This window comes from Klebsiella sp. H-Nf2 (assembly GCF_002806645.1).
GTDB classification, from domain to species: Bacteria; Pseudomonadota; Gammaproteobacteria; order Enterobacterales; family Enterobacteriaceae; genus Klebsiella; species Klebsiella variicola.
Map to the genome: position 1 here is coordinate 177,233 of NZ_PIBL01000010.1, position 25,662 is coordinate 202,894.

The following is a 25,662-nucleotide window of genomic DNA, read 5'->3' on the forward strand; positions in this document are numbered from 1 at the left end:
TTTCACAGCCAGTCGTGGTTTACAGCTTAATGAAATGCTCGCGATAGTAAGCCAGCTCGGCGACCGACTCGCGGATATCGTCCATCGCCTGATGGGTGCCCTGCTTTTTAAAGCCGTCGAGAATTTCCGGCTTCCAGCGGCGAGCCAGCTCTTTCAGCGTGCTGACGTCCAGATAGCGGTAGTGGAAATAGGCTTCCAGTTGCGGCATGTACTTAAACAGGAAGCGACGATCCTGGCCGATGCTGTTGCCGCAGATCGGCGACTTGCCCGCCGGCACCCACTGCTTAAGAAACTCAATAGTCGCCAGTTCGGCATCGTGCTCGCCGACGGTGCTGGCCTTCACGCGATCCACCAGTCCGCTGCCGGTATGCGTCCGCACATTCCACTCGTCCATTAATGCCAGCTGAGCGTCTGACTGATGCACGGCGATGGTCGGCCCTTCAGCCAAAATGTTCAGGTTGGCATCGGTCACCAGGGTGGCGATTTCGATAATGCGATCGCGCTCCGGATCCAGCCCTGTCATCTCAAGATCGATCCAAATGAGGTTGTTTTCATTTGCACTCATGCTATTTTCCACCCTTCTTGCGTGACTATATTCATCTAAAATAGCGTGTATCATAGAGGTTTTGCCCCATCAGGGCGACCAGGAGCCAGTTCGATTGAGTAAAAATAAACTCTCCAAAGGCCAGCAGCGCCGCGTCAACGCCAACCACCAGCGCCGCCTGAAAACCACTGCGGAGAAGGCCGACTACGATGACAACCTGTTTGGCGAAACGTCGGAAGGCATTGTCATCAGTCGTTTTGGCATGCATGCCGACGTCGAATCCGCTGACGGCAGCGTCCATCGCTGCAACATTCGCCGGACAATCCGTTCGCTGGTCACTGGCGACCGCGTGGTCTGGCGGCCAGGTAAAGATGCCGCCGACGGCGTAAACGTCAAAGGGATCGTCGAAGCGGTGCATGAGCGCGCCTCCGTCCTGACGCGTCCGGATTTTTACGACGGCGTGAAGCCTATCGCTGCCAATATCGATCAGATCGTGGTGGTTTCCGCGATCCTGCCTGAGCTGTCATTGAATATTATCGATCGTTATCTGGTAGCCTGCGAGGCGCAGGATATCGAGCCGTTGATCGTCCTGAATAAAATCGATCTGCTGGATGACGATGGCCTGCGCTTCGTCAATGAGCAAATGGACATCTACCGCAATATCGGCTACCGCGTGCTCATGGTCTCCAGCCGGACTCAGGACGGCCTCAAGCCGCTGGAAGCGGCCCTGACCGACCGCATCAGCATTTTCGCCGGGCAGTCCGGGGTCGGTAAATCGAGCCTGCTGAATGCCCTGCTGGGGCTGAATGAGGATCAAATCCTCACCAATGATGTCTCGGACGTTTCCGGCTTAGGCCAGCACACCACCACCGCGGCGCGCCTCTACCACTTCCCGCACGGCGGCGATGTGATTGATTCGCCGGGCGTTCGTGAATTCGGCCTCTGGCATCTGGAAGCGGAACAAATCACCAATGGCTTTGTCGAATTCCATGATTATTTAGGCCATTGCAAATACCGCGACTGTAAACACGATAACGATCCTGGCTGTGCGCTTCGCGAAGCGGTAGAGAACGGCAAGATCGCTGAAAGCCGTTTTGAGAACTACCACCGCATCCTCGAAAGCATGGAGCAGGTACAGGTAAAAACGCGTAAAAACTTTTCCTCGTCCGATGACTGATCATTAAGCTGAGCCTCACGTCAGGCTCTGCCAGGACGCGGTCAAACTGCGACTAACGCGGATGCCATTTGGCGAGATTTACGTATAGAATCGTCCCCTTTTTTCAGGTCCCCGCCCGCGGGCGGGGTCAGGAACGACATATCATGGCCTGGAGGCTACTTTGTTAAACGATCTTAAACTTTCACTGCAATACATTCTGCCTAAACTGTGGCTCACCCGCCTCGCAGGCTGGGGTGCGAGCAAACGCGCAGGTTGGTTGACGAAACTGGTCATCGATCTGTTCGTGAAATACTACAAGGTCGATATGAAAGAGGCGCAGAAGCCGGATACCGCGGCTTATCGCACCTTCAACGATTTCTTTGTGCGTCCGCTGCGCGACGACGTTCGCCCGCTGAATACCGATCCCAACGTGCTGGTGATGCCGGCAGACGGCGTGATCAGCCAGCTTGGCGCCATTGAAAACGATAAAATCCTGCAGGCCAAAGGTCATGACTACAGCCTGGAAGCCCTGCTGGCCGGCAACTATCAAATGGCCGACCTGTTCCGTAACGGCAGCTTCGCCACCACCTATCTGTCGCCGCGCGACTATCACCGCGTGCACATGCCGTGCAACGGCATCCTGCGCGAAATGATCTACGTTCCTGGCGACCTGTTCTCGGTTAACCATCTGACGGCGCAGAATGTGCCTAACCTGTTCGCCCGTAACGAGCGCGTCATCTGCCTGTTTGATACTGAGTTTGGCCCGATGGCGCAAATTCTGGTGGGCGCGACTATCGTCGGCAGCATCGAGACCGTGTGGTCCGGCACCGTGACCCCGCCGCGCGAAGGCATTATTAAACGCTGGACCTGGCCCGCGGGTGACAGCGAAGGCTCCGTCGCCCTGCTGAAAGGCCAGGAGATGGGCCGCTTCAAACTGGGTTCCACCGTGATCAACCTGTTTGCCCCGGGCCAGGTGAAGCTGGTCGACTCGCTGCAAAGCCTGTCCGTGACTAAAATCGGCCAACCGCTGGCGACCGCCGTGGAAGCCAGCACCGCTGCTGAACCCGCGCCGTTACCGGAAGAAGAGATCCGCGCCGAACACCGCGCCAGCCCGCTGGTTGACGATACACAAGACCAAGGTTAATTCTTCAGCAAAAAGGGTTATGCCGTGCGCCTGATATACACTTTCCTGTTGGCCTTGAGCCTCAGTTTCGGGGCGTACGCTGCGACAGCCCCGGATGCTAAACAGATAACCCAGGAACTGGAACAGGCGAAGGCGGCAAAGCCCGCCCAGCCTGAAACCGTTGAAGTTCTGCAGTCCGCGCTGAACGCGCTTGAGGAGCAAAAATCGTCCCTCGAGCGCGCCCGTCAGTATCAGGACGTTATCGATAATTTCCCCAAACTGTTTCAAAGCCTGCGCTCCCAGCTCAACAATCTGAGCGAAGAACCGCGCCAGGTGCCAACCGGCCTGACCGCCGATGCGCTGAACCAGGAGATCCTGCAGGTCAGCAGCCAGCTGCTGGAATCGAGCCGCCAGGCGCAGCAGGAGCAGGATCGCGCGCGTGAAATCGCCGACTCCCTGAACCAGCTGCCGCAACAGCAAACCGATGCCCGTCGTCAGCTCAATGAGGTTGAGCGCCGCATCGGCACGCAAACCGGCAACAATGCTCTCGCCCAGGCGCAAAATCTTGCCCTGCAGGCGGAATCGGCGCGCCTGAAGGCGCTGGTGGATGAACTCGACCTCGCCCAGCTTTCCGCCAACAACCGCCAGGAGCTGTCGCGCGCTCGTTCCGAGCTGGCACAAAAGCAGAGCGAACAACTGGATGCCTATTTGCAGGCGCTGCGCAATCTACAGAACAGCCAGCGCCAGCGGGAAGCGGAAAAGGCGCTGGAGAGCACCGAACTGCTGGCGGAGAACAGTGAAAACCTGCCGCCGGACATCAACGCGCAGTTCAAGGTCAACCGGGAGCTCTCCCAGGCGCTGAACCAGCAGGCGCAGCGCATGGATCTGGTGGCGTCCCAGCAGCGGCAGGCGACGAATCAAACGCTGCAGGTGCGCCAGGCGTTAAACACCCTGCGCGAGCAATCGCAGTGGCTGGGCTCTTCCAACCTGCTGGGCGAAGCCCTGCGCGCCCAGGTAGCGCGGCTGCCGGAGCGCCCTCGCCCACAGCAGCTGGATACGGAAATGGCGCAGTTGCGCGTGCAGCGTCTGCGCTTTGAAGATTTACTCAGTAAGCAGCCGCAGCTGCGGCAGATCCGTCAGGCCGACGGCGAACCGCTGACCAGCGAGCAGAACAAAATCCTGCAGGCGCAGCTGCGCACGCAGAACGAGCTGCTGAACTCGCTGCTGCGCGGCGGCGATACCCTGATGCTGGAGCTCACCAAGCTGAAGGTCGCCAACGGCCAGCTGGAAGACGCGCTGAAAGAGATCAACGAAGCGACTCACCGCTATCTGTTCTGGACTTCGGACGTTAGCCCTATCGGCTTCTCCTGGCCGCTGGAGATTGTCCAGGATCTGCGGCGCCTGATCTCCCTGGATACCATCAGCGAACTGGGCAAAGCCAGCGCGATGATGCTCACCAGCAAAGAGACTCTGCTACCGCTGTTTGCCGCCCTGCTGCTGGTTGGCTTCAGCATCAGCTCGCGGCGCCATTTCACCCGCTTCCTTGAGCGCTCCAGCGCCCGGGTGGGGAAAGTCACCCAGGATCACTTCTGGCTGACGCTGCGCACGGTCTTCTGGTCGATACTGGTGGCCTCGCCGCTGCCGGTGCTGTGGATGACGCTCGGCTATGGCCTGCAGTCCGCCTGGCCCTTCCCGCTGGCGGTGGCGATAGGCGATGGGGTCACGGCGACCGTGCCTTTGCTGTGGGTGGTGATGATCTGCGCCACCTTCGCCCGGCCAAACGGGCTGTTTATCGCCCACTTCGGCTGGCCGCGTAACCGCGTGGCGAAAGCGATGCGCTACTACCTGATGAGCATCGGGCTGATTGTGCCGCTGATTATGGCGCTGATCATGTTTGATAATCTTAACGACCGCGAATTCTCCGCTTCGTTGGGCCGCCTGTGCTTCCTGTTGATCTGCGGCGCGCTGGCGGTGGTCACGCTGAGCCTTAAGCACGCCGGTATTCCGCTCTATCTGGATAAAGAGGGGAATGGCGAGAATATGGTGAACCGCCTGCTGTGGAACCTGATGCTTGGCGCCCCGCTGGTGGCCATGCTGGCGGCTGCCGTCGGCTATCTCGCCACCGCCCAGGCGCTGCTTGCACGTCTGGAAACCTCGGTCGCCATCTGGTTCCTGCTGCTGGTGGTCTATCACATCATCCGCCGCTGGATGCTGATCCAGCGCCGCCGGCTGGCCTTCGACCGGGCCCGCCACCGTCGCGCGGAAATTCTCGCTCAGCGTGCCCGCGGCGAAGATGAGCCCGTTCACGTCAGCAGCCCGGAGGGGTCGGTGGAAACGGAGATCAGCGAGGTCGACCTCGATGCCATCAGTACTCAGTCGCTGCGGCTTGTGCGCTCCCTGCTGATGCTGATTGCACTGCTGTCGGTCATCGTGCTGTGGTCGGAAATTCACTCGGCGTTTGGCTTCCTTGAGAATATCTCGCTGTGGGACGTGACCTCGACGGTACAAGGGGTGGAAAGCCTTGAGCCGATCACGCTTGGCGCGGTGTTGATTGCCATTCTGGTGCTGATCATCACCACTCAGCTGGTACGCAACCTGCCCGCGCTGCTGGAGCTGGCGATCCTCCAGCATCTCGATTTAACGCCCGGCACCGGCTACGCCATCACCACCATCACCAAGTATCTGCTGATGCTCGTCGGCGGGCTGGTGGGCTTCTCGATGATCGGTATTGAGTGGTCGAAGCTGCAGTGGCTGGTCGCCGCGCTGGGTGTGGGTCTCGGCTTTGGCCTGCAGGAGATCTTCGCCAACTTTATCTCCGGCCTGATTATCCTGTTTGAGAAGCCGATCCGTATCGGCGATACGGTCACCATTCGCGACCTGACGGGCAGCGTCACCCGCATTAATACCCGTGCGACCACCATCAGCGACTGGGACCGGAAAGAGATTATCGTGCCGAACAAGGCGTTCATTACCGAACAGTTTATCAACTGGTCGCTGTCGGACTCGGTCACCCGCGTGGTGCTGACGGTGCCGGCCCCCGTGGACGCCGATACCGATGAGGTAACGAAAATTCTCATCGCCGCGGCGCATCGTTGCTCGCTGGTCATCGATACCCCAGCACCAGAGGCGTTTCTCGTCGACCTGCAGCAGGGGATCCAGATTTTCGAGCTGCGTATTTTTGCCGCCGAGATGGGGCACCGCATGCCGCTGCGTCATGAGATGCATCAGTTGATCCTGGCGGGCTTCCGCGAGCATGGCATTGATATGCCGTTCCCTCCGTTCCAGATGCGTCTGGAAAGTATCGACGGCAGACAAAGCAGTAAAACCATGACCTCGGCCGGGAAAACCAGCCGCCGTACAGCTGGCGGACTGTAAGTCATCACCTGCCCGGCAGCAACGCCGGGCAGTCTCTCTAACTCTCCATCACCAGCGCGCCGGACGCCATGCGCCGACGGTAGCTTTCGTAGATCCCCAGCGCCAGCAGTGAGAAGAAGATCGGCCCACCGACCATCCACAGGGTGCTGTTCCAGTCCCCGCTGTCGATGACGGGTTGGATAATGGTGAAGATATTGGCGAAGGTCACCACCAGCAACACCACGCCGGTCGCCAGCAGCGTCGACGGTCGGTTTTTGAAAATCACGAACGGCCGGTCGAGATGCGTTTTCGCCTTGAAGAACGGGAAGGCGATGGTCAGGAACAGGTAGGGCAAGGTCATGGAGACATTGGCCATCAGCGTCAGCTTGTTATAAAACGCCGAAGCGCTATCCCCGCCGAACGACACCAGCACAATAAACACCCCGACCAGCAGGCACTGCAGCCACATCGCCGCGGCAGGCATGCCGTTGACGTTAAGACGGGTCATCACCGACGGCCAGAGCGCTTTTGGCGTGCCCTGAATAATCGCTTTCAGGGGCGAATAGCTGAGGGTGAAGAACGCGCCGGTGTAGGCGAGAAACATCGACAGGCCGGTAATACGGGCGAACCAGACTCCGGTCAGGGCCGCCGACTCTGGCGTCAGGTGCAGAGCCTGGCCGAGCGTCGTCCCAAGGCTGGTCATCAGCACATAGGTGATGTTGCCGAGGTTGGTCGAACGCGCGCCAAGCACCTGCTGCCAGTTGGCGCTCACGCCCCACAGCACAATCGCCAGCGAGTAACCGACCGAGATAACGATCGCCGCGATGATAATGCCTTTGGCAAAGTTCTTTTCCGGCTTATCGGTCTTATCCACTAAGCCGCCGACCGCCTCAATTCCGCCATAGGCAAAGATGGCAAATACCACAAACGACAGCATCGCCATGCCCGACTGATACCCGGGATTAGGTGAAAGGGTGAAGTTTAACAGTTGGGCGAAATGGCCGCCGTTGAGCAGGAGGATCGCCCCACTCACCAGCAGTAGCACCAGGTTAAGCCCCATCACCGCGATACCGCCGACGGCGGTGATTTTGGCGATTTTATTGATCCCTTTGACGGCAATAAAGGTCACGATGCCCATCCAGCAGGCTGCCAGAATGCCCACCGTCTGCGTCGGGGTCAGGCTAGCCAGCGCCCAGGTCTGGGTTTTGTCCGCGCCAAACAAAAAGGTGGATAACGGCACCCAAATTTTAGCCGCCGTACTCACCATCCACACCACGTACGACGCAAACCACATAAAGGTGCCGATGAAAGCAAAGCGCGGCCCGACGCTGTGGTTCATCCAGGAATAGATCCCGCCCTCTTCGCGACGATAAGCCGAGCCCATCTCCGCCATCATCAGCGCGAACGGAATAAAGAAAAAGAGGGCGGAAAAAAGATAAAACGGCATCGCACTGTAGCCCATCAGATAAAACGCCGACGGGCTGTTGGCAAAGCCAAACACCGAAGTGAAGATCATCAGAATCAGCCCAATCAGGCTCATCTTCTTGAATTGTTGATGCATAAATCTATCCAAACGTGGGCATCGCCCAACAGGCAACACCTGGCCTCAAAAAATGAGCGCGGATAGTAGCAAAAGCACGGAAGGAGATTGTGGGTATTCGGGCGAAAACCGGGATAGCGTGAGGGAGGATCGGTCAGGGCGGGTCTGTCACCTCCCCCGCTCTAAGGCGGCAGGAGGTGACAGCGCCATCAGGCGCGGTCGACCGTAAAGGCGATCACCTCGCCGATGCTTTCGGCACCCAGCGCCAGCATCACCACACGGTCAACGCCCAGCGCCACGCCGGAGCAGTCCGGCAGGCCCGCCTCTAGTGCCGCCAGCAGGTTGTTATCGATAGGCTGCTGCGGAAGGCCGCGCGCGGCGCGTTTGCGGTTGTCCTGCTCGAATCGCAGGCGCTGTTCGCGGGCATCGGTCAGCTCGTGGAAACCATTCGCCAGCTCAATACCTTTGTAGTAAACCTCGAAGCGCTCAGCGACCCGATGATCTTCCGGGCTGATCTGCGCTAAAGAGGCCTGGGTGGCCGGGAAATGATAGATAAACGTCGGCCGATCTTTGCCGATGTGCGGCTCCACGCCCATGGTGAACAACAGTTGCAGCAGCGTGTCGCGATCTTCTTCAGTATCGGCGATATTGCTTAAATCCAGCTTCGCCGCGACTTCACGCAGCTGCGTTTTATCAGCAGAGAGCGGATCAATATCCAGATGACGCTGGAACGCCTGCTGATAGGAGAGGCTTTCCGCTGGCTGACACTCCAGCACCTGCTGCAGCAGGTCGTCCACCTCGTTGATCAGGCGATACATGTCATAGCACGGACGATACCACTCCAGCATGGTGAACTCCGGATTGTGATGCCGGCCCATCTCTTCATTACGAAAGCTGCGACACAACTGGAAAACCGGACCGCAGCCCGCCGCCAGCAGGCGCTTCATATGGTATTCCGGACTGGTCATCAGGTACAGATTGAGTCCCTGTGAATGGCCCGGGCCGACGAAACGGGTTTCGAACGGGAACAAATGAATATCCGTTACCGTCGCCTGACTCATGCAAGGCGTCTCCACCTCCAGCACGCCGCGATCGGTAAAGAAACGGCGAATTTCCGCCATCACCGCCGCGCGTTTCAACAGATTGGGAATGGGTGCGCTCGGCTGCCAGGTTGCCGTCTCGCTCATGGTACTTTCTCCGGTTACAAACAAGGGCACGAAGTCTACTCGCAACCGGCGAGTGAAACAAATTTTGTGCAATCCCCGGCAGATTACATGCCATTAATCTATCGTTAACCTGAATGCATAAATATCACTGATAAATAACCGCACATATCGATAAAAAAATCGAACACGTCAATTTTCCATACTGACCCTACGGCTATACTCCTGTACCTATAAAGGAGCAGTGATACTTTTTCGCCAGCCCGGCGGCGAAATACACTAAAACTGGAGGAATGTCGTGCAAACTTTTCAAGCCGATCTCGCCGTAATTGGTGCCGGCGGAGCAGGCCTTCGTGCCGCTATCGCCGCCGCACAGGCCAACCCCAATGCCAAAATCGCCCTGATTTCTAAAGTCTATCCGATGCGCAGCCATACGGTCGCTGCAGAAGGGGGATCCGCAGCCGTTGCCCAGGATCACGATAGCTTTGAGTACCATTTTCACGACACCGTCGCCGGAGGCGACTGGCTGTGCGAGCAGGATGTCGTCGACTATTTCGTTCATCACTGCCCGACGGAAATGACCCAACTGGAACAGTGGGGATGCCCGTGGAGCCGCCGCCCTGACGGCAGCGTCAACGTCCGGCGCTTCGGTGGTATGAAAATCGAACGCACCTGGTTTGCCGCCGATAAAACCGGCTTCCACATGCTGCATACCCTCTTCCAGACCTCCCTTCAGTTTCCCCAAATTCAACGCTTTGATGAACACTTCGTCCTTGACCTGCTGGTCGATGACGGGCAGGCCCGCGGCCTGGTGGCGATGAATATGATGGAAGGCACCCTGGTGCAGATCCGCGCCAACGCGGTCGTGCTGGCCACCGGCGGTGCCGGGCGCGTCTATCGCTACAACACCAACGGCGGCATCGTTACTGGTGATGGTATGGGTATGGCGCTGGGCCATGGCGTGCCGCTGCGCGATATGGAATTTGTTCAGTATCACCCGACCGGTCTGCCGGGCTCCGGGATCCTGATGACCGAAGGCTGCCGTGGGGAAGGCGGGATTCTGGTCAACAAAAACGGCTATCGCTACCTGCAGGATTACGGCATGGGCCCGGAAACCCCGCTCGGCGAACCGAAGAACAAATATATGGAGCTGGGTCCACGCGACAAAGTTTCCCAGGCCTTCTGGCACGAATGGCGGAAAGGGAACACCATCCCGACGCCACGCGGTGACGTGGTCTATCTCGATCTCCGCCACCTCGGCGAGAAAAAGCTGCTGGAGCGCCTGCCGTTTATCTGTGAGCTGGCGAAAGCCTACGTCGGCGTCGACCCGGTGAAAGAGCCGATTCCGGTGCGACCGACCGCGCACTACACCATGGGCGGTATCGAAACCGATCAGCAATGCGAAACCCGGATTAAAGGGCTGTTTGCCGTGGGCGAATGCTCGTCCGTCGGTCTGCACGGCGCCAACCGTCTGGGTTCCAACTCGCTGGCCGAGCTGGTGGTCTTCGGCCGTCTGGCCGGGGAACAGGCCATGCAGCGCGCCGCTCAGACGACCGAGGCGAATAGCGCCGCACTGGATGCGCAGGCTGCGGATGTGGAGCAACGTCTAAAAGCGCTCGTGAACCAGGAAGGTAACGAAAACTGGGCGAAAATCCGTGACGAAATGGGCCTGTCGATGGAGGAAGGCTGCGGCATCTACCGTACGCCGGAGCTGATGCAGAAAACTATCGATAAGCTGGCTGAGCTGCAGGAACGCTTTAAGCGCGTGCGCATTACCGACAACTCCAGCGTATTCAACACCGACCTGCTTTACACCATTGAGCTGGGCCACGGCCTGAACGTTGCCGAATGTATGGCGCACTCGGCCATCGCGCGTAAAGAATCGCGCGGTGCGCATCAGCGTCTGGATGAAGGCTGTACCGAGCGCGACGACGTCAACTTCCTCAAGCACACCCTCGCCTTCCGCGAGGCCGATGGCACCACCCGTCTGGAATATGGCGACGTGAAGATCACCACGCTGCCACCGGCAAAACGTGTTTATGGCGCCGAAGCGGAAGCGGCCGAGAAGAAGGAGACCACCCATGGCTGAGCTGAAAACCCTGAAAGTCGAAGTGGTGCGCTACAACCCGGAGGTCGACACCGCACCGCATAGCGCGTTCTATGACGTGCCCTATGATGAGCAAACCTCGCTGCTGGACGCGCTGGGTTACATTAAAGACAACCTGGCGCCGGACCTGAGCTACCGCTGGTCCTGTCGGATGGCGATCTGCGGCTCCTGCGGCATGATGGTCAACAAGGTGCCGAAGCTGGCCTGCAAAACCTTCCTGCGTGATTACACCAAAGGTTTAAAGGTTGAGGCGCTGGCCAACTTCCCAATCGAGCGCGATCTGGTGGTGGATATGACCCACTTTATCGAAAGCCTGGAGGCCATTAAGCCGTATATCATCGGCAATAACCGCACGCCGGACCAGGGGCCAAACAAGCAGACCCCAGCCCAGATGGCCAAATACCATCAATTCTCCGGCTGCATCAACTGCGGGCTGTGCTATGCCGCCTGCCCGCAGTTCGGCCTGAACCCGGAGTTCATCGGCCCGGCGGCGATCACGCTCGCCCACCGCTACAACGAAGACAGCCGCGACCACGGCAAAAAGGAACGTATGGCGCAGCTTAACGGCCAGAACGGCGTCTGGACCTGCACTTTCGTGGGCTACTGCTCGGAAGTGTGTCCGAAGCACGTCGACCCGGCGGCCGCGATCCAGCAGGGCAAGGTGGAAAGCTCGAAAGACTTTCTTATCGCGACCCTGAAACCACGCTAAGGAGTGCATTATGACGACGAAACGCAAACCCTACGTGCGGCCGATGACCTCCACCTGGTGGAAAAAACTGCCGTTTTATCGCTTCTACATGGTGCGGGAAGGCACGGCGGTACCGACGGTATGGTTTAGCATTGTGCTGATTTACGGGCTGTTTGCCCTCAAGCACGGCGCCGAAAGCTGGGCGGGATATATCGGATTCCTGCAAAACCCGGTGGTGGTGATCCTCAATCTGATCACTCTGGCGGCGGCGCTGCTGCACACCAAAACCTGGTTTGAGCTGGCGCCGAAAGCCGCCAACGTCATCATCAAAGGCGAAAAAATGGGGCCAGAGCCGGTCATTAAAGGGCTCTGGGTGGTGACGGCAGTGGTCACCGTGGTAGTCCTGTTTGTCGCTCTGTTCTGGTAAGGAGGCTGAGATGATTAATCCCAATCCAAAACGTTCCGACGAGCCCGTATTCTGGGGGCTGTTTGGCGCTGGCGGTATGTGGGGCGCGATTGTCGCGCCGGTGATGGTGTTGCTGGTCGGCATCTTGCTGCCGCTGGGGCTCGCCCCGGCCGACGCCTTCAGCTATGAACGCGTGCTGGCCTTTGCCCAAAGCTTTATCGGCCGCGCGTTCCTGTTTCTGATGATTGTCCTGCCGCTGTGGTGCGGTCTACACCGTATTCACCACGCCATGCACGACCTGAAAATCCATGTGCCCAACGGTAAGTGGGTCTTCTACGGCCTGGCAGCAATCCTCAGCGTCATCACCCTCGTTGGCGTACTGTTTATCTGATCCTGCAAGAGCCCGGCCGCATTTCTGCTACCGGGCTCGCTTCATGTAAAAATCTTGCCGCATTTTCCCTGCTGGACTCTACACTTAGCTTAAAAGCCAGCAAGGAGCATGCCATGCGTATCCTGCCGATAATCACCGCGATTGCCGTCTCGTTCCTGTCTGTCGCCTGCAGCACGCCCACCCCGCCGCCGGGCGTCACCGTGGTCAGTCCCTTCGACGTTCAACGCTATCTGGGTACCTGGTATGAAATCGCCCGCTTTGACCACCCTTTTGAAAGCGGGCTGGAAAAGGTCACGATCACCTGGCACCCACGCGATGACGGCGGCCTGGACGTGGTCAATAAAGGCTATAACCCCGACCGCGGTATGTGGCAGAAAACGGACGGGGTGGCGTACTTTACCGGGGAGCCCAGCCGCGCCGCACTGAAGATCTCCTTCTTCGGCCCTTTCTACGGCAGCTATAACGTCATTGCGCTGGATAAGGAGTATCGTTACGCGCTGGTATGCGGCCCCGATCGCGACTATCTCTGGCTGCTGGCGCGGGCGCCCACCATCGCTCCGGAGGTCAGGCAGCAGATGCTGAATATTGCTACCCGGCAGGGCTTTGATGTCAGCAAACTGATCTGGGTCAATCAGCGCTACAACTAGTGCGCGCTAATCTTCAGGCCAATGATGCCGACCACGATGCAGGCGAGACTGGCGATACGCATAGCGCTGGCGGATTCACCCAACAGCACAATACCGGTCACTGCGGCGCCCACGGCGCCGATTCCGGTCCAGACCGCGTAGGCGGTACCGACAGGCAGGGTTTTCATCGCCCACGAAAGCAACGCCATGCTGACGACCATCGCCACGATGGTGATGACGCTGGGAACCAGCCGGCTAAAGCCATGGGTATATTTCAGGCCGACGGCCCATACCACTTCCAGCAGACCAGCGATAAACAAGACAATCCAGGACATAAGGCTCCTTTGCTGGGGCCGTCCCCGGATGAGAAACGCCTACGGGTCGTCCCGTAAGGTGGATGAAAAGTCGCAGTGAGTATAGCCAACAGGATGGGGGAAGTGAAGAACGGTACGGCGTAAAACCGTACCGTCGACGGCGTTTATTGCTGAGCTTTGGTTGCTGCGCCAGAGATTGCGCTGCCGCCTTCGGAAATATCCTGACCCACTCCGCGCGTAGTGTTACAAGCAGTCAGTGCTGAAGAGAGGACCAAAACCGTAAAGAACGCTGCAATCGTTTTTTTCACCATAATGTCATCCTTAGTGTCAGTTTTGTTTTCATGCCCTATAAGCATAGACAAACCGTCCACAGATGAAGGGATCTTTGCGTTTTTTAAGAGAAAAGGAGTATTCGTGGAGGAAGCTGGCACACCGGGAGGCAATCGCTACTGGCGAAACGGAAGGAAATTTAGCTCACAGCGTGAGAGATGGCGTGCCCCAAGCCCTGGATATCTTCACCCACACCGCGGGCGGTATTGCAGCCAGCCAGTAGTGCGCTGCTCAGAATGAGTAACACCAGAAGTTTTACGCTGCGCTTCATGTTCGAGCTCGTCGTGCCTGTACGGAAAGAGCAGCGCAGCACGGAGGCTGCGCCAGTCATCATGACGCGAAATTATTTCACGCGGGATACGTATTCGCCAGAGCGAGTATCCACTTTGATCACTTCGCCAATCTGGACGAACAGCGGAACTTTAACCACGGCGCCAGTAGACAGAGTCGCTGGTTTACCGCCGGTACCCGCGGTGTCGCCTTTCAGACCTGGATCGGTTTCAACGATTTCCAGTTCAACGAAGTTCGGCGGAGTGACCGAGATCGGCTGGCCGTTCCACAGGGTCACGATGCACTCAGCCTGATCCAGCAGCCATTTAGCGTTGTCACCGATCGCTTTCGCGTCAGCAGACAGCTGTTCGAAAGTTTCGTTGTTCATGAAGTGCCAGAACTCACCGTCGTTGTACAGGTAAGTCAGGTTCATATCGACAACGTCCGCGCCTTCTGCGGAATCGGTAGATTTGAAGGTTTTCTCAACGCGGGTGCCAGTCAGCAGGCGGCGCAGCTTAACGCGCGCAAACGCCTGGCCTTTACCTGGTTTAACGAATTCGCTGGCTTCGACCGCATAAGGTTCGCCATCTAACATGATTTTAAGACCAGCACGAAAATCGTTGCTATAGTAAGTCGCCATAAGGCCCTCTGAAATTGTTTAACTGGTAGCTAAGCCACAAAATGGCGCATATTGTAACCCTAAATACCCCATCCAGAGAAGATTGGATAACGCAACTTGCCAATGTTGTGACCAGTCCTGATGAACTGCTGCGTCTTTTAAATGTAGACGCTGATGAAAAACTGCTGGCCGGACGCGAGGCCAGACGCCTGTTCCCGCTGCGCGTCCCACGCGCGTTTATCGCCCGCATGGAGAAAGGCAACCCTAACGATCCGCTGCTTCGTCAGGTACTTACCGCCGAGGAAGAGTTTATCGTCGCCCCCGGCTACTCCACCGATCCGCTGGAAGAACAGCACAGTGTAGTGCCCGGCCTGCTGCATAAGTATCGCAACCGGGCGCTGCTGCTGGTGAAAGGCGGTTGTGCGGTAAATTGTCGTTACTGCTTCCGCCGCCACTTCCCTTATGCCGAAAATCAGGGCACCAGGCGCAACTGGCAGACGGCGATGAACTACATAGCTGAGCATCCGCAGCTCGATGAAATCATCTTCTCCGGCGGCGACCCGCTGATGGCGAAGGACCATGAGCTCGACTGGCTGATGACCCAGCTGGAAGCTATTCCGCACGTTAAGCGTCTGCGTATTCACAGTCGCCTGCCGATTGTGATCCCGGCGCGCATCACCGAAACGCTCGCCAGTCGCTTCCAGCGTTCATCGCTGCAGGTGATCCTGGTTAACCACGTCAATCATGCTAATGAAATTGATGCTGAGTTTCGTGAGGCGATGGCCATGCTGCGCCAGGCGGGCGTCACGCTGCTCAACCAGAGCGTGTTGCTACGCGGAGTGAACGACAACGCGCAAACCCTGGCTGACCTCAGCAATGCGCTGTTCGATGCCGGGGTGATGCCCTATTACCTTCATGTGCTGGACCGGGTACAGGGGGCGGCGCACTTCATGGTCAGCGATGATGAAGCACGTGAAATCATGCGTGAACTATTGACCCTCATCTCCGGCTATATGGTGCCGAAGCTGGCGCGCGAGATCGGCGGGGAACCCAGCAAGACGCCGCTGGATTTAGGGCTGAAGCAGCGATAATCGCCAGACACCTTCGTCTGCCAGCCAGCCTGGCAGACAATCTATTTGGAACTATCGTTTAGGATGCAGATTAAGGTAACCGTCTCCCCTGTTATTGCATAGCATGTATAAACTTCAGCGGCGACGAACTATCGGTGCAGCACCACCAGTACAATAATATTAATCACAATCATCACCATGATCAGTGCGATTAACCATGTGGGCACCTTAAAATTCACATGTAATCGCTCCGATTCTTTTCCTGCTATCTCCGCTTTATTTTCTATCAAATTATCACTCTGAATTGCTGAATTTTCAGTTAGTAGAATACCTAATTGTTCGTCAGAATGCTCTCTACTCTCAGTAATAACATCGGCAACCTTATTATTCTTATAATGCGTTAATGTTACCCGATTCATATTCTCACACTCTTCATCAGAGAGAGGGATGATCAGAGTATCTGGCGCGACGCTAAACCCTTTTTGCCTGACGGTGATGATGATATCCTCAGAGAGCCCAGCTTTGAGCAACGATTTTCGCAGCAAAGAGATATTTTGATAGAACGTATTTTGTGAAACCACTACCCCTCTATTTTCCCAGACGGCCGCCAGAAACTCATCCCGAGAAATCACTTTGCCGCTATTCTGTAAGAGTAAAAGTAAGCATCTGGCGGTGGGCGCATTCAGGGTGACACACTCTCCGTCGCCAGAAAGCGGTCGTAATTCATTCATATTGGCATTAAAGACAATCTCATGATTAATCATACACCCATTAAATAATACAGCATCATCCATATCCCTGCCCCACGAAACACCGTTATCCATAATAGAATCAAATATAATCAGCCAAACTATAACATAAACATTATCCCCTTCAAAAAGTGGGAAGTGCAGTTCATATTGACTGTCATCGCACAGGATACAGCACATAAAAAGACATGCGACAGTTATCTCGTTTAGCCTCCGAATTTTCAGATTAAATTCATCTAAAATAGAGGCCATATATCAACATAGTATAAAAGCATTAAATTCACGGGCATTTCATAAAGAATTCACAAGCATTTTTTGCACCAGACTTTTAAATTACCCCCGCTTTCCCATGGTTCGCTATGGCAAGCGATATGGTAGCGTCGTTCAACAGGATGATTAGTCTCAGCACTATATAAAGGAATGCTGGCGCTTATTTTCAATATCAATGCGAATGCATACTCCATTCCCTTGATAACTGTTATCGATTCTACACAGGACTAAGTATCTATATATGGATTAATTAAATGAAAAAGACAATCGTAGCTGTAATGGTCGCTGCATCTGCAGTTCTGAGTGCTCAGGCAATGGCAACTAACACTGCTCAGGTAACTGTGCTGGGTGAAGTAGCTGATGCGGCTAACTCTTGCGTCGTGACTCCGACGGGTACCCTGAACAACGGTATCGTTCAGCTGATCACTGTGACCACTGTTGAAGCGAATGGTCAGGCGGCCGGTACTCTGTTCAAAGAGCAGGACTTCGGTTTTGACGTGAAAGATTGTGCACAGGGCAGCGCCACTCCGGTTACCGGCGTGACTGTAAACGTTTCTGGCACCACTTCCAGCGATAAAACCATCCTGGACAACACCGCTGCTAATGGCGCATCCGGTATTGGTATCGGTATCCAGCGCGTCAGCGATGCGCATCGCGTAGCCTTCGATGGTTCTGACACCATGACTGAAACCTACTCTGCTACCAACGGCACTCAGCTGAAATACAAAACTGGTTATGTGAAAGTGAACGCTGCCACCCCGGTTACCGAAGGTCCGGTTAAAGGTGTTGCGACCTTTACTATCGATTATACCCTTTAATTTTTCCCCGAAGGGTCCCGCTTCACGGCGGGCCCTTTTTTGCATTCAGAGAAAAGCCATGTTCAGGACTTTATTAACTTTCACCGCCTCCTGTGCATTACTCCTCAGCAGTATTGCCCATGCCGGTATTGTAGTTGAATCCACTCGCTACCTCTATAAAGAAGGTGCGCGCGAAATTACCGCTCAAATAGAAAATAAAGATGACATCCCCTATCTGATTAAATCCTGGGTTGAGGCCCCGGCCGGTAAACCCCCCTCATTTATGGCTACCCCGCCACTATTTCGGCTTGAAGGGAAGCAACAGAATACGGTTCGTCTGTTTTCTACCGGAAACGTAAATGCTCCGACCGACCGGGAATCTATGTACTATTTTAACGTGATGGCGATTCCTCCGGCAGATGATGAGAAAGCCAGCGCCAACACTATTCAACTGGCGGTCCGCCACCGCATGCGTCTGGTCTATCGTCCTAAAACGCTTTTCGATCTCTCCCCTAATACGGAAGCGAAAAAACTCGAATGGCGCAAAGCTGGCACTAAGCTGACGATCAAAAACCCAACGCCCTTTTTCTTCTATTTCCATAGCATCCAGATTGGCGGAAAAGAAGTAAAGCCGGAGGTCAACTCGGTCGCCCCAATGACGACCAAAGAAGTCACGTTAAAAGAAAACATCAGCGCTTCCGGTATTACCTGGAAAATCGTTAATGATTATGGCGGAGCAGGGTCGCTCTATTCCTCATCGCTGTAATAAGAATTTTATTTTATCATTATAGGGATGTGTCTATGCCAAATAAGAATAATGGATTATTCAAACTATCCACAGTTTTCCTTGCAATGCTTCCGGCATTGCTTTCTGGTTTGAATAATAAAGCGCAAGCACGTGACTTTTTCGATCCCTCATTCATTAGCTCATTGAATGGTAGCGATCCATCAACCACTCCCGATTTATCTATATTTCAGACCCAGAACGCACAAGCGCCGGGGGATTATCGGGTCGATATCATGTTTAATGGCCGCTACCTGGATACCAGGACGATAAAGTTTGTCGCCAACAATCGCGCCAGCAGCGATAGCCGCGAACCTGCCCTGGTTCCCTGTCTGAGTCTAAAAGCACTGGCGGAATATGGCGTAAGGATAAAAGCATTTCCTGAGTTAGCCGAGGATAAAAACGGCTGCGCAAACTTTTCAGTCATCCCGGACACCAAAGCGGATTTTGACTTCACCGCCCAGCGCTTAAATATTTCTATTCCACAGGCGGCCTTATCCACCACCGCGCAGGGATATATTCCACCGGATCAGTTTGATGATGGCATCAACGCCCTGCTGGTGAACTACCAGTTCAGTGGCTCGAACGACATGCAGGCTAATGATGAATACTATAGCCTGAACCTGCAGTCTGGCCTCAATGTCGGCCCTTGGCGTATCCGTAACCTCAGCACCTGGAATAAGAATAACAGCGATGCCGGGGACTGGGATTCCGCTTATCTCTATATGCAGCGCAGCATTCGCCCGATCAACAGTAATCTGGTGATGGGCGAGAGCTCATCGCTCTCGACCATCTTCGACAGCGTGCCGTTTACTGGTATTCAGCTGGCCACCGATACGTCTATGCTGCCGGAAAGTATGCGCGGCTATGCGCCGATTATTCGCGGTATCGCTAAAACTAACGCCCGCGTCGTCATTAAACAGAACGGTTATCAGGTCTATCAGACCTACGTGGCGCCAGGGGCATTTGAAATCACTGATATGTACCCGAGTGGCGGTAGCGGCGACCTTTACGTCAGCGTAGAAGAGTCCGACGGGTCGAAACAAGAATTTGTCGTGCCGTTCGCCACGCTGCCGGTGATGGTACGTGAAAATCAACTGGAGTATGAGATTACTTCTGGTAAATATCGTCCTTACGATGGCGGAGTTGATGAGACCCCCTTTACTCAGGCCACCGCGACCTATGGCGTCTCCAGCAGCCTGACGCTTTATGGCGGTATGCAGGCGGCCTCGCGCTACCAGGCGCTGTCGACAGGACTCGGCTATAACCTCGGCGAGCTTGGTGCCGCCTCAGCAGACGTCACCCAGGCATGGTCGAAAAAGAAAGACGATGAAAAGACCTCCGGACAGTCCTGGCGGATACGTTACGGGAAAAACATCGTCGAAACCGGCACTAACGTCACCATCGCGGGCTACCGCTATTCCACCCGCGGGTTTAATACCCTCTCTGAGGTACTGGATAGCTATTCTAATGATGGCAACTATAGCTCACGCTCGCTGCGTAACCGCACCAACCTGACGGTTAACCAAAGCCTGGGTAAAGACCTTGGTAGTCTGTCCGTTAGCGGGTTAATTGAAGATTACTGGGACGATAAGCGCACCAATAAGTCGATCAGCGTGGGGTACAACGGCGGCTTCCGCAATGTGAACTACTATCTGGGCTATAGCTATAACCGCTACACCTGGAGCGGGGATAACTCCGGTAAAGACGCCCAGGACGATCAGCGCATCACCCTGACGGTGACCCTGCCGCTGAGCAACTGGCTGCCGGGTACCTATACCAGCTATCAGTTAACCAACAGCAATCCAGGATCCACCGATCAGTCGGTATCCATAGGGGGGGTCGGGCTGGATAACGACAGCCTCGAGTGGAGCCTGCAGCAAGGTTACAGCAACCGGGAATACTACAGCGGCGATATGCGCGGGACCTATAACGGCGCCCGCGGCAGCGTTAATGCCGGCTACAGCTATGACAATAACAGCCAGCGTATTGACTACGGCGCCAACGGCAGCATTCTTGCCCATGCTGATGGCATCACGCTTGGCCAGGACATCACCGACGCCGCCGTGCTGATTAAAGCGCCGGGGCTGGATAACGTCAGACTGGCCAACGATAACACCATCTCCACCGACTATCGCGGTTACGCCATCGTCCCGTACGTTACTCCTTATCGTCGCACCGATATCACACTGGACAGCACCACGCTTGGCGAAGATATGGAGCTGCCGGAAACCACGCAGAGCGTTGTTCCAACGCGCGGCGCCATTGTGCGCGCCAATTATGCCGGCAATATCGGCCAGCGGGCCTTTGTGCATCTGAAAACGGCCAATGGCCAGGACGTGCCTTATGGTGCGATGGTCCTGCTCGCCGGGGACAGCAAATCGCAGCCAAGTATCGTCAGCGACGCGGGTATGGTCTATATGTCCGGGTTGCAGCAGACCGGGATTCTTAACGTCCAATGGGGCAAAAGCGCCGCGCAGCAGTGCAATGCTTCATTTACTTTACCGGCCAGGGAAGGCAAAGCGACTGGCATCAGTCAAATCGAAGCGGTTTGCCGTTAGTCATCCATAGGGGAATATATTGATGAAAAGAATTTTTATCCTAATAACATTGCTGGTGCTAGGCGGTGAGGCTGCTGCTAAGTGTTCGTATGATGGTAATGTTAAACGCCAGGGGCTAACGCTAAGTAATGTAAAAATCCCGACGGATACCTCCATCCCGGTGGGCGCTGTATTATATAGCCGTAAGTTCGGTACCGGACCATACAAAACATTCACTTGTAATAAAAATATGGATGACCAATATATTATTGATATCGGTGCTGCCGTCGTTCCTGGCGTCACCGGCCTTCAGGGAGGTCCGGTATATGAAACGGGGATCGATGGTATCGGTTTTCAGGTCTCAGATCTGTTACGGAGTAAAAATGGCTCTCTGGTTGCCGCAGCGGCAGGTTCAACGCTGGTTCCCATTTCGAGCTCATCAGAAAATAACTATCAATTCATTACAGTATGGCTAATAAAAACCAAAACTGTAATCGACACAAGTACGAAATCAACGTCAAATCCATCTGTATCGTTCTCTGTAGGAAATTTAAAAACCAACCCCAGCCCTAGTGATCGTTTATTATATGCCGTCTCTTCCATATCAATAAAAGATATTAGCTACCGCACTACTTCTTGTAATATTTCTACGCCACGCTCGCAGGTCACACTAAATCGCATCGATAAAAGTCAGTTAATGTCCCTTGCTCGTGGTGCGGTAACTCCATCGCAGAAGACCATTGCCATGAATATTAGCTGCCCGAATGATTCAGTAGGTAACAAGGTGACCTACTGGTTCAACCCGATAGGTGGGATGAGTTCTTCAGGTAATGGCATTGTCGACAATATGCTTACCGGAACAGGTGCAGCTAATAAGGTGGGAGTCATATTCAAATTATCAGGCAGCCCTGTTACTTTCTATGACACCGACAGCTATTATTATAAAATAAATAACAGCAATGATCTCAATAAAACCATCAATTTGACCGCTGACTACTATCGACAAAGTGACAGTATCGCCGATGTTACACTGGGGCTAGTCAAAGGGATGTTGGAAGTCGTTATTCAGGAAGATTAACCTTTCAATTCAAAAAATCATTGCGAGGGGGCGCCAGCTACGCCCCAATTTCACACAGCATAGATTCCACCTCTAAGTTTCACATTGAATTAAAAGGAGACCTTTAATTTAAAAAACAACTGACATCTGAACTTCATTTTTCAAGATGATATTTACGTCTTGTCTTATTTATGAAGTTGTCAATGAAGAACTTTATTCATATATAATTCATGAAGTTTTTATTGATTATCTTTAAAGATCTACCTAATGTTCTGCAGCGGGCGATTACATCGACCCGTAATTTCAACCCATATAATATTTAAGGGAATAAACGTAATGAAACAATTAACCGTATTTGAAATGGAAGCGATCTCTGGTGGGTATACCTGGGATTTTTCCTCTGCGTCTGCTGCTATTACCTCGCTCGCTAGCAATGCTGTAGAAGCTGTCGGAGCAATGGCTCTCGGTGGTATCGTTACCGCTGTTATCGGAGCTTGGTTTGGTGGTACTCAGTCAGGAACAAATGGTGGTATTTTTGGTTTTGGTTTGATCGCTAACGGTGTTGGTGCTATTGCTGGCTTTATTTTAGGGGCTATCGGTGGGACAGTAGGTTCTCTTGCATTAGGCTGGGATGGCACTCTTGGTTATATGAAAGAATTCCTGGATAAAACTCTTGATGGTACTTTCACACCGGTTCATTAAGAGCAACTAAACAAAACAAAGGCCTCACGGCCTTTGTTTTCCCCATTCGGTACCTGTCATGTGTAATTAGAAATAGTCTATATGAATAATAAGCTTTATCGCAAGGAAGCGATTGAATATAAAAGGCACCACTGGAGAGGCAAAGCATTATTATTGGCTGGATTACCTGCCTGGGCAATCGCTTTACTATCTGCTCTGTTCTTTATTGCATTAGTTTCGGCAATAATCTTATGTAAATTTACCCAAAGAATAGATGTTAAGGGTGAAGTTATTACCTTGCCTCACTCGATAAACGTATTCTCCCCACAGCAAGGATTTATTATTAAACAATATGTACAAATTGGTGATCTGGTGAAAAAAGATCAACCTTTGTATGAGATAGACGTATCAAGGAATACCACCAGTGGTAACGTTAGCGTCGCACAAATAGAAGTTATCAACGAAAAAATTGAAAACTCTAATGATATTATCAAAAAACTGGTTGATAATAAAAACCAGACAATAAATGCATTAGACGCGCAATTAAAAACGTCGACCGACTCGCTGAAAGAGACCAACAGGATGTTGCAAAACACCCAAGCAGGCCTCAAAAAAATGCATGCGAACCTTGCAAGCTACGACAAATATCTTAGTGATGGTCTAATCACTAAAGACCAATATAACTACCAGCACTCTTTGTACTTTCAACAACAGAGTGCTTATCAGTCGCTTGTTAGTCAAAAGATGCAACTGGAATCACAAATCACCCAGTTAAATAGTGACAGAGTAACAAAAGCTGCAGATTTTGATAACCAGATCTCTAGTCAATATAATCAGGCTAACGACTATAAAAACCAGCTGGTGGAATCCAACGCTAATGGTAACCTAATAATTAAAGCGACCAGTGATGGTAGAATTGAATCGTTATCAGCGACGCAAGGTCAGACCGTAGAAAACGGCAGCAGTTTGGCGCAGATAAAACCAACAGGAAATGTGGAGTATTACCTTATCCTTTGGTTACCGAATAATGCCATCCCTTATCTTAAGGTCGGCGACCCTATAAATATTAGATATGATGCATTTCCTGCTGATAAATTTGGTCAATTTCCAGGAAACATTCTATCCATATCTTCCATGCCTGCATCACGGCAGGAGTTATCTGAATACACCAACGTTAATAATGGTAGCCAACAACAAGAACTGGCGCTTTATAAAGCAATCATCAAAATTAAAGATAAACAGTTTAAGCATAATGGAAAAACGTTGAGCTTATCCAATGGTCTTAAAGCACAGGCCGTGGTTTTTCTTGAAGAACGCCCGCTTTATATGTGGATGTTTACCCCTGTTTATAAGATTTCTCAAAGCGTGAGCGGCCCTATCAATGACTAACGAACTGTTTGAAAAAATTATTGCAAAAGTTAATTTTTCTCTCCTGAAAAAAACGCCCGTAATATTACAATCTGAAGCGGCAGAATGTGGTGCCGCCTGCCTGGCAATGGTCTGCGGGTACTATGGACTGGAAATTGACCTGTTTAATTTTCGCCAGCGCTTTGGCAGCCCTTCTCAGGGCGTAACGCTGATGTCATTAAGTAAAACGGCGGAACATGCAGGCTTAAAAAGTCGTGCACTGTCGTTAGATCTGGACGAGATCCGTCAGCTTAAACTGCCCTGCGTGCTGCACTGGGGGATGAACCACTATGTGGTTCTGACAAAAGTCCGCAAATCCAGCTTTATCGTACATGACCCGGCGCTGGGCAAGCGCATCATCGGTAATCAGGAGATGTCAAATTATTTTACCGGCATCGCCTTAGAGCTCTGGCCCGATCACAACTTCCAACAGGAAAAGGCCAAGTCCCGCCTGCGCCTGTTAGACCTGATGCGCAATATTGTTGGCTTAAAATCAGCGCTACTGAAAATTTTTGCCTTCTCCGTAGTGGTTGAAGCCATTGGCTTACTGTTACCGATTGGGACTCAACTTGTTACTGACCATGTGATTATGGCGCACGATCAGAGCCTGCTATCGGTCATCTGTATCGGCCTGGTTTTTTTTACGCTATTTCGCACCTTTATTAGTATGCTGCGTGCCTGGACCTCATTGACACTGAATACGCTAACGAATATCCAGTGGAAAACGACGCTTTTTGATCATCTTACCAGCCTGCCGCTATCTTTTTTTGAAAAGCGCCACTTGGGGGATATCCAGTCGCGTTTCTCCTCCCTGGATACCATTCGCTCAACGTTTACCAACAGCATCGTCAGCGGCATCATTGACTCGATCATGACTATCGGCCTGCTGATCATGCTGACACTGTATGGCGGCTGGCTGACCTGGGTAGTCGTTGGTTTTACCGTCTGCTATGCCATTATGCGTCTGGCGACCTATCGCTTTTATCGCCGCGTAGCGGAAGAGCAGGTAATAAAAGGTGCCCGCTCCAGCTCGCACTTTATGGAGTCGCTGTACGGAATCTCTACCATTAAGGCGCTCAATCTGAAGGGGCGTCGTTCCCAGCACTGGCTCAATATCAATATCGAAGCCTGCAACGCCGGTATTAAACAAACCCGCTTCGACATGATGTTTGGTGGCATAAACACCTTTATTACTACCATAGATCAGGTCGCGGTCCTCTGGCTAGGCGCGATCATGGTTATTGATAATAATATGACCCTCGGTATGTTTATGGCCTTTAACGCCTACCGTGGTCAATTCTCACAGCGCGCTTCAAGTCTGGTCGATCTTTGTATGCAACTGCGCATGCTCTCTTTACATAATGAGCGTCTGTCAGAGATCGTTTTCAGCGAACCGGAACAAGAACTTCCCGCAAGAGAGGTTTTTTCTGCAGACTCGGGGGCCAGACTGGAAGTCAAAAACCTTTGCTATCAATATGACCCGTTTTCTCAGCCTATCTTTTCTAATTTAAATATTACGGTAGAGCCCGGCGAATCCGTAGCACTTGTCTGACCTGCTCCCCGTTGATTAGTACACCCCGATGTTAGTAATGTCTTCATAAGCCACATGAGGACATCCCCATGAAGAAGCGTTTTTCCGACGAACAGATCATCAGTATTCTCCGCGAAGCCGAAGC

Annotated in this window: 23 protein-coding genes and 1 pseudogene; 16 read left to right on the plus strand and 8 right to left on the minus strand. The window is 53.5% G+C overall.

Features of this window, described 5'->3' with window-relative positions; genetic code table 11:
* Positions 1-19 precede the first annotated feature (19 nt).
* A complete protein-coding gene (gene orn / locus CWM58_RS21345; protein ID WP_074387286.1) occupies positions 20-565 on the minus strand; it encodes an oligoribonuclease in 546 nt (181 codons plus the stop codon).
* 94 nt (positions 566-659) lie between these two features.
* On the opposite strand from orn, the gene rsgA reads away from it, so the two are divergent.
* From rsgA to mscM, 3 genes are all read left to right on the plus strand, one after another.
* Positions 660-1,721, plus strand: coding sequence for a small ribosomal subunit biogenesis GTPase RsgA (gene rsgA / locus CWM58_RS21355; RefSeq protein ID WP_061156037.1), 1,062 nt, complete (start codon positions 660-662; stop codon positions 1,719-1,721).
* A gap of 160 nt (positions 1,722-1,881) precedes the next feature.
* Complete coding sequence (asd, locus tag CWM58_RS21360) at positions 1,882-2,844, plus strand: archaetidylserine decarboxylase (RefSeq protein WP_100681724.1); 963 nt, start codon at positions 1,882-1,884, stop codon at positions 2,842-2,844.
* A 24-nt stretch (positions 2,845-2,868) separates the two neighbouring features.
* Entirely contained in the window at positions 2,869-6,198 is a 3,330-nt protein-coding gene (gene mscM, locus CWM58_RS21365; protein ID WP_061156038.1) for a miniconductance mechanosensitive channel MscM, read from the plus strand.
* Between the two features lie 37 nt (positions 6,199-6,235).
* Here mscM and yjeM read toward each other — a convergent pair whose 3' ends face one another.
* Both yjeM and epmA read right to left on the minus strand, forming a co-directional pair.
* Positions 6,236-7,738: a glutamate/gamma-aminobutyrate family transporter YjeM gene (gene yjeM, locus CWM58_RS21370; protein WP_100681725.1), complete on the minus strand. Its 1,503-nt coding sequence runs from the start codon at positions 7,736-7,738 to the stop codon at positions 6,236-6,238.
* Positions 7,739-7,926: 188 nt separating this feature from the next.
* Complete coding sequence (gene epmA, locus CWM58_RS21375) at positions 7,927-8,904, minus strand: elongation factor P--(R)-beta-lysine ligase (protein WP_008807206.1); 978 nt, start codon at positions 8,902-8,904, stop codon at positions 7,927-7,929.
* 274 nt (positions 8,905-9,178) lie between these two features.
* On the opposite strand from epmA, the gene frdA reads away from it, so the two are divergent.
* From frdA to CWM58_RS21400, 5 genes are all read left to right on the plus strand, one after another.
* Positions 9,179-10,969: a fumarate reductase (quinol) flavoprotein subunit gene (frdA, locus tag CWM58_RS21380; protein WP_061156040.1), complete on the plus strand. Its 1,791-nt coding sequence runs from the start codon at positions 9,179-9,181 to the stop codon at positions 10,967-10,969.
* Entirely contained in the window at positions 10,962-11,696 is a 735-nt protein-coding gene (locus CWM58_RS21385) for a succinate dehydrogenase/fumarate reductase iron-sulfur subunit (protein WP_061156041.1), read from the plus strand. The genes frdA and CWM58_RS21385 overlap by 8 nt, the downstream gene beginning before the upstream one ends.
* Before the next feature lie 10 nt (positions 11,697-11,706).
* Positions 11,707-12,102 carry a fumarate reductase subunit FrdC gene (frdC, locus tag CWM58_RS21390; protein WP_074387291.1) on the plus strand — a complete coding sequence of 132 codons (396 nt, stop codon included), beginning with the start codon at positions 11,707-11,709 and terminating at the stop codon, positions 12,100-12,102.
* A gap of 10 nt (positions 12,103-12,112) precedes the next feature.
* Entirely contained in the window at positions 12,113-12,472 is a 360-nt protein-coding gene (frdD, locus tag CWM58_RS21395) for a fumarate reductase subunit FrdD (RefSeq protein ID WP_061156043.1), read from the plus strand.
* A 113-nt stretch (positions 12,473-12,585) separates the two neighbouring features.
* Positions 12,586-13,119, plus strand: coding sequence for a lipocalin family protein (locus CWM58_RS21400; RefSeq protein ID WP_100681726.1), 534 nt, complete (start codon positions 12,586-12,588; stop codon positions 13,117-13,119).
* Here the strand turns inward: CWM58_RS21400 and sugE are convergent.
* The 4 genes from sugE to efp form a co-directional block, all read right to left on the minus strand.
* The gene (sugE, locus tag CWM58_RS21405) at positions 13,116-13,433 is read right to left on the minus strand and encodes a quaternary ammonium compound efflux SMR transporter SugE (protein ID WP_008807209.1); all 318 of its coding nucleotides are present in this window, start codon (positions 13,431-13,433) and stop codon (positions 13,116-13,118) included. The genes CWM58_RS21400 and sugE overlap by 4 nt on opposite strands.
* Positions 13,434-13,576: 143 nt before the next feature.
* Positions 13,577-13,723: a lipoprotein toxin entericidin B gene (ecnB, locus tag CWM58_RS21410; protein ID WP_004206423.1), complete on the minus strand. Its 147-nt coding sequence runs from the start codon at positions 13,721-13,723 to the stop codon at positions 13,577-13,579.
* Positions 13,724-13,881: 158 nt separating this feature from the next.
* Entirely contained in the window at positions 13,882-14,013 is a 132-nt protein-coding gene (locus CWM58_RS21415; RefSeq protein WP_061156045.1) for an entericidin A/B family lipoprotein, read from the minus strand.
* Between the two features lie 72 nt (positions 14,014-14,085).
* Positions 14,086-14,652 carry an elongation factor P gene (efp, locus tag CWM58_RS21420; RefSeq protein WP_007372714.1) on the minus strand — a complete coding sequence of 189 codons (567 nt, stop codon included), beginning with the start codon at positions 14,650-14,652 and terminating at the stop codon, positions 14,086-14,088.
* A gap of 41 nt (positions 14,653-14,693) precedes the next feature.
* On the opposite strand from efp, the gene epmB reads away from it, so the two are divergent.
* On the plus strand, positions 14,694-15,722 hold the full coding sequence (gene epmB / locus CWM58_RS21425; protein WP_061156046.1) for an EF-P beta-lysylation protein EpmB: 1,029 nt from the start codon (positions 14,694-14,696) through the stop codon (positions 15,720-15,722).
* Between the two features lie 128 nt (positions 15,723-15,850).
* Here epmB and CWM58_RS21430 read toward each other — a convergent pair whose 3' ends face one another.
* Positions 15,851-16,495, minus strand: a complete 645-nt coding sequence (locus CWM58_RS21430) for a winged helix-turn-helix domain-containing protein (protein WP_100681735.1) — start codon at positions 16,493-16,495, stop codon at positions 15,851-15,853.
* A gap of 479 nt (positions 16,496-16,974) precedes the next feature.
* On the opposite strand from CWM58_RS21430, the gene CWM58_RS21435 reads away from it, so the two are divergent.
* The 7 genes and pseudogenes from CWM58_RS21435 to CWM58_RS21465 form a co-directional block, all read left to right on the plus strand.
* On the plus strand, positions 16,975-17,538 hold the full coding sequence (locus tag CWM58_RS21435; RefSeq protein WP_100681727.1) for a fimbrial protein: 564 nt from the start codon (positions 16,975-16,977) through the stop codon (positions 17,536-17,538).
* Between the two features lie 58 nt (positions 17,539-17,596).
* A complete protein-coding gene (locus CWM58_RS21440) occupies positions 17,597-18,283 on the plus strand; it encodes a molecular chaperone (RefSeq protein WP_100681728.1) in 687 nt (228 codons plus the stop codon).
* Between the two features lie 35 nt (positions 18,284-18,318).
* Positions 18,319-20,862 (plus strand): fimbria/pilus outer membrane usher protein, encoded by a 2,544-nt coding sequence (locus CWM58_RS21445; RefSeq protein ID WP_100681729.1) that lies wholly within the window; start codon positions 18,319-18,321, stop codon positions 20,860-20,862.
* Positions 20,863-20,884: 22 nt separating this feature from the next.
* Positions 20,885-21,919, plus strand: coding sequence for a fimbrial protein (locus CWM58_RS21450; RefSeq protein ID WP_100681730.1), 1,035 nt, complete (start codon positions 20,885-20,887; stop codon positions 21,917-21,919).
* Between the two features lie 315 nt (positions 21,920-22,234).
* Positions 22,235-22,600: a hypothetical protein gene (locus CWM58_RS21455; protein WP_100681731.1), complete on the plus strand. Its 366-nt coding sequence runs from the start codon at positions 22,235-22,237 to the stop codon at positions 22,598-22,600.
* An 81-nt stretch (positions 22,601-22,681) separates the two neighbouring features.
* Complete coding sequence (locus CWM58_RS21460) at positions 22,682-23,968, plus strand: HlyD family secretion protein (protein WP_100681732.1); 1,287 nt, start codon at positions 22,682-22,684, stop codon at positions 23,966-23,968.
* Positions 23,961-25,535, plus strand: a pseudogene (locus CWM58_RS21465) (peptidase domain-containing ABC transporter); the annotation flags it as partial. The gene CWM58_RS21460 and the pseudogene CWM58_RS21465, both read left to right, overlap by 8 nt.
* Between the last annotated feature and the right edge of the window lie 127 nt (positions 25,536-25,662).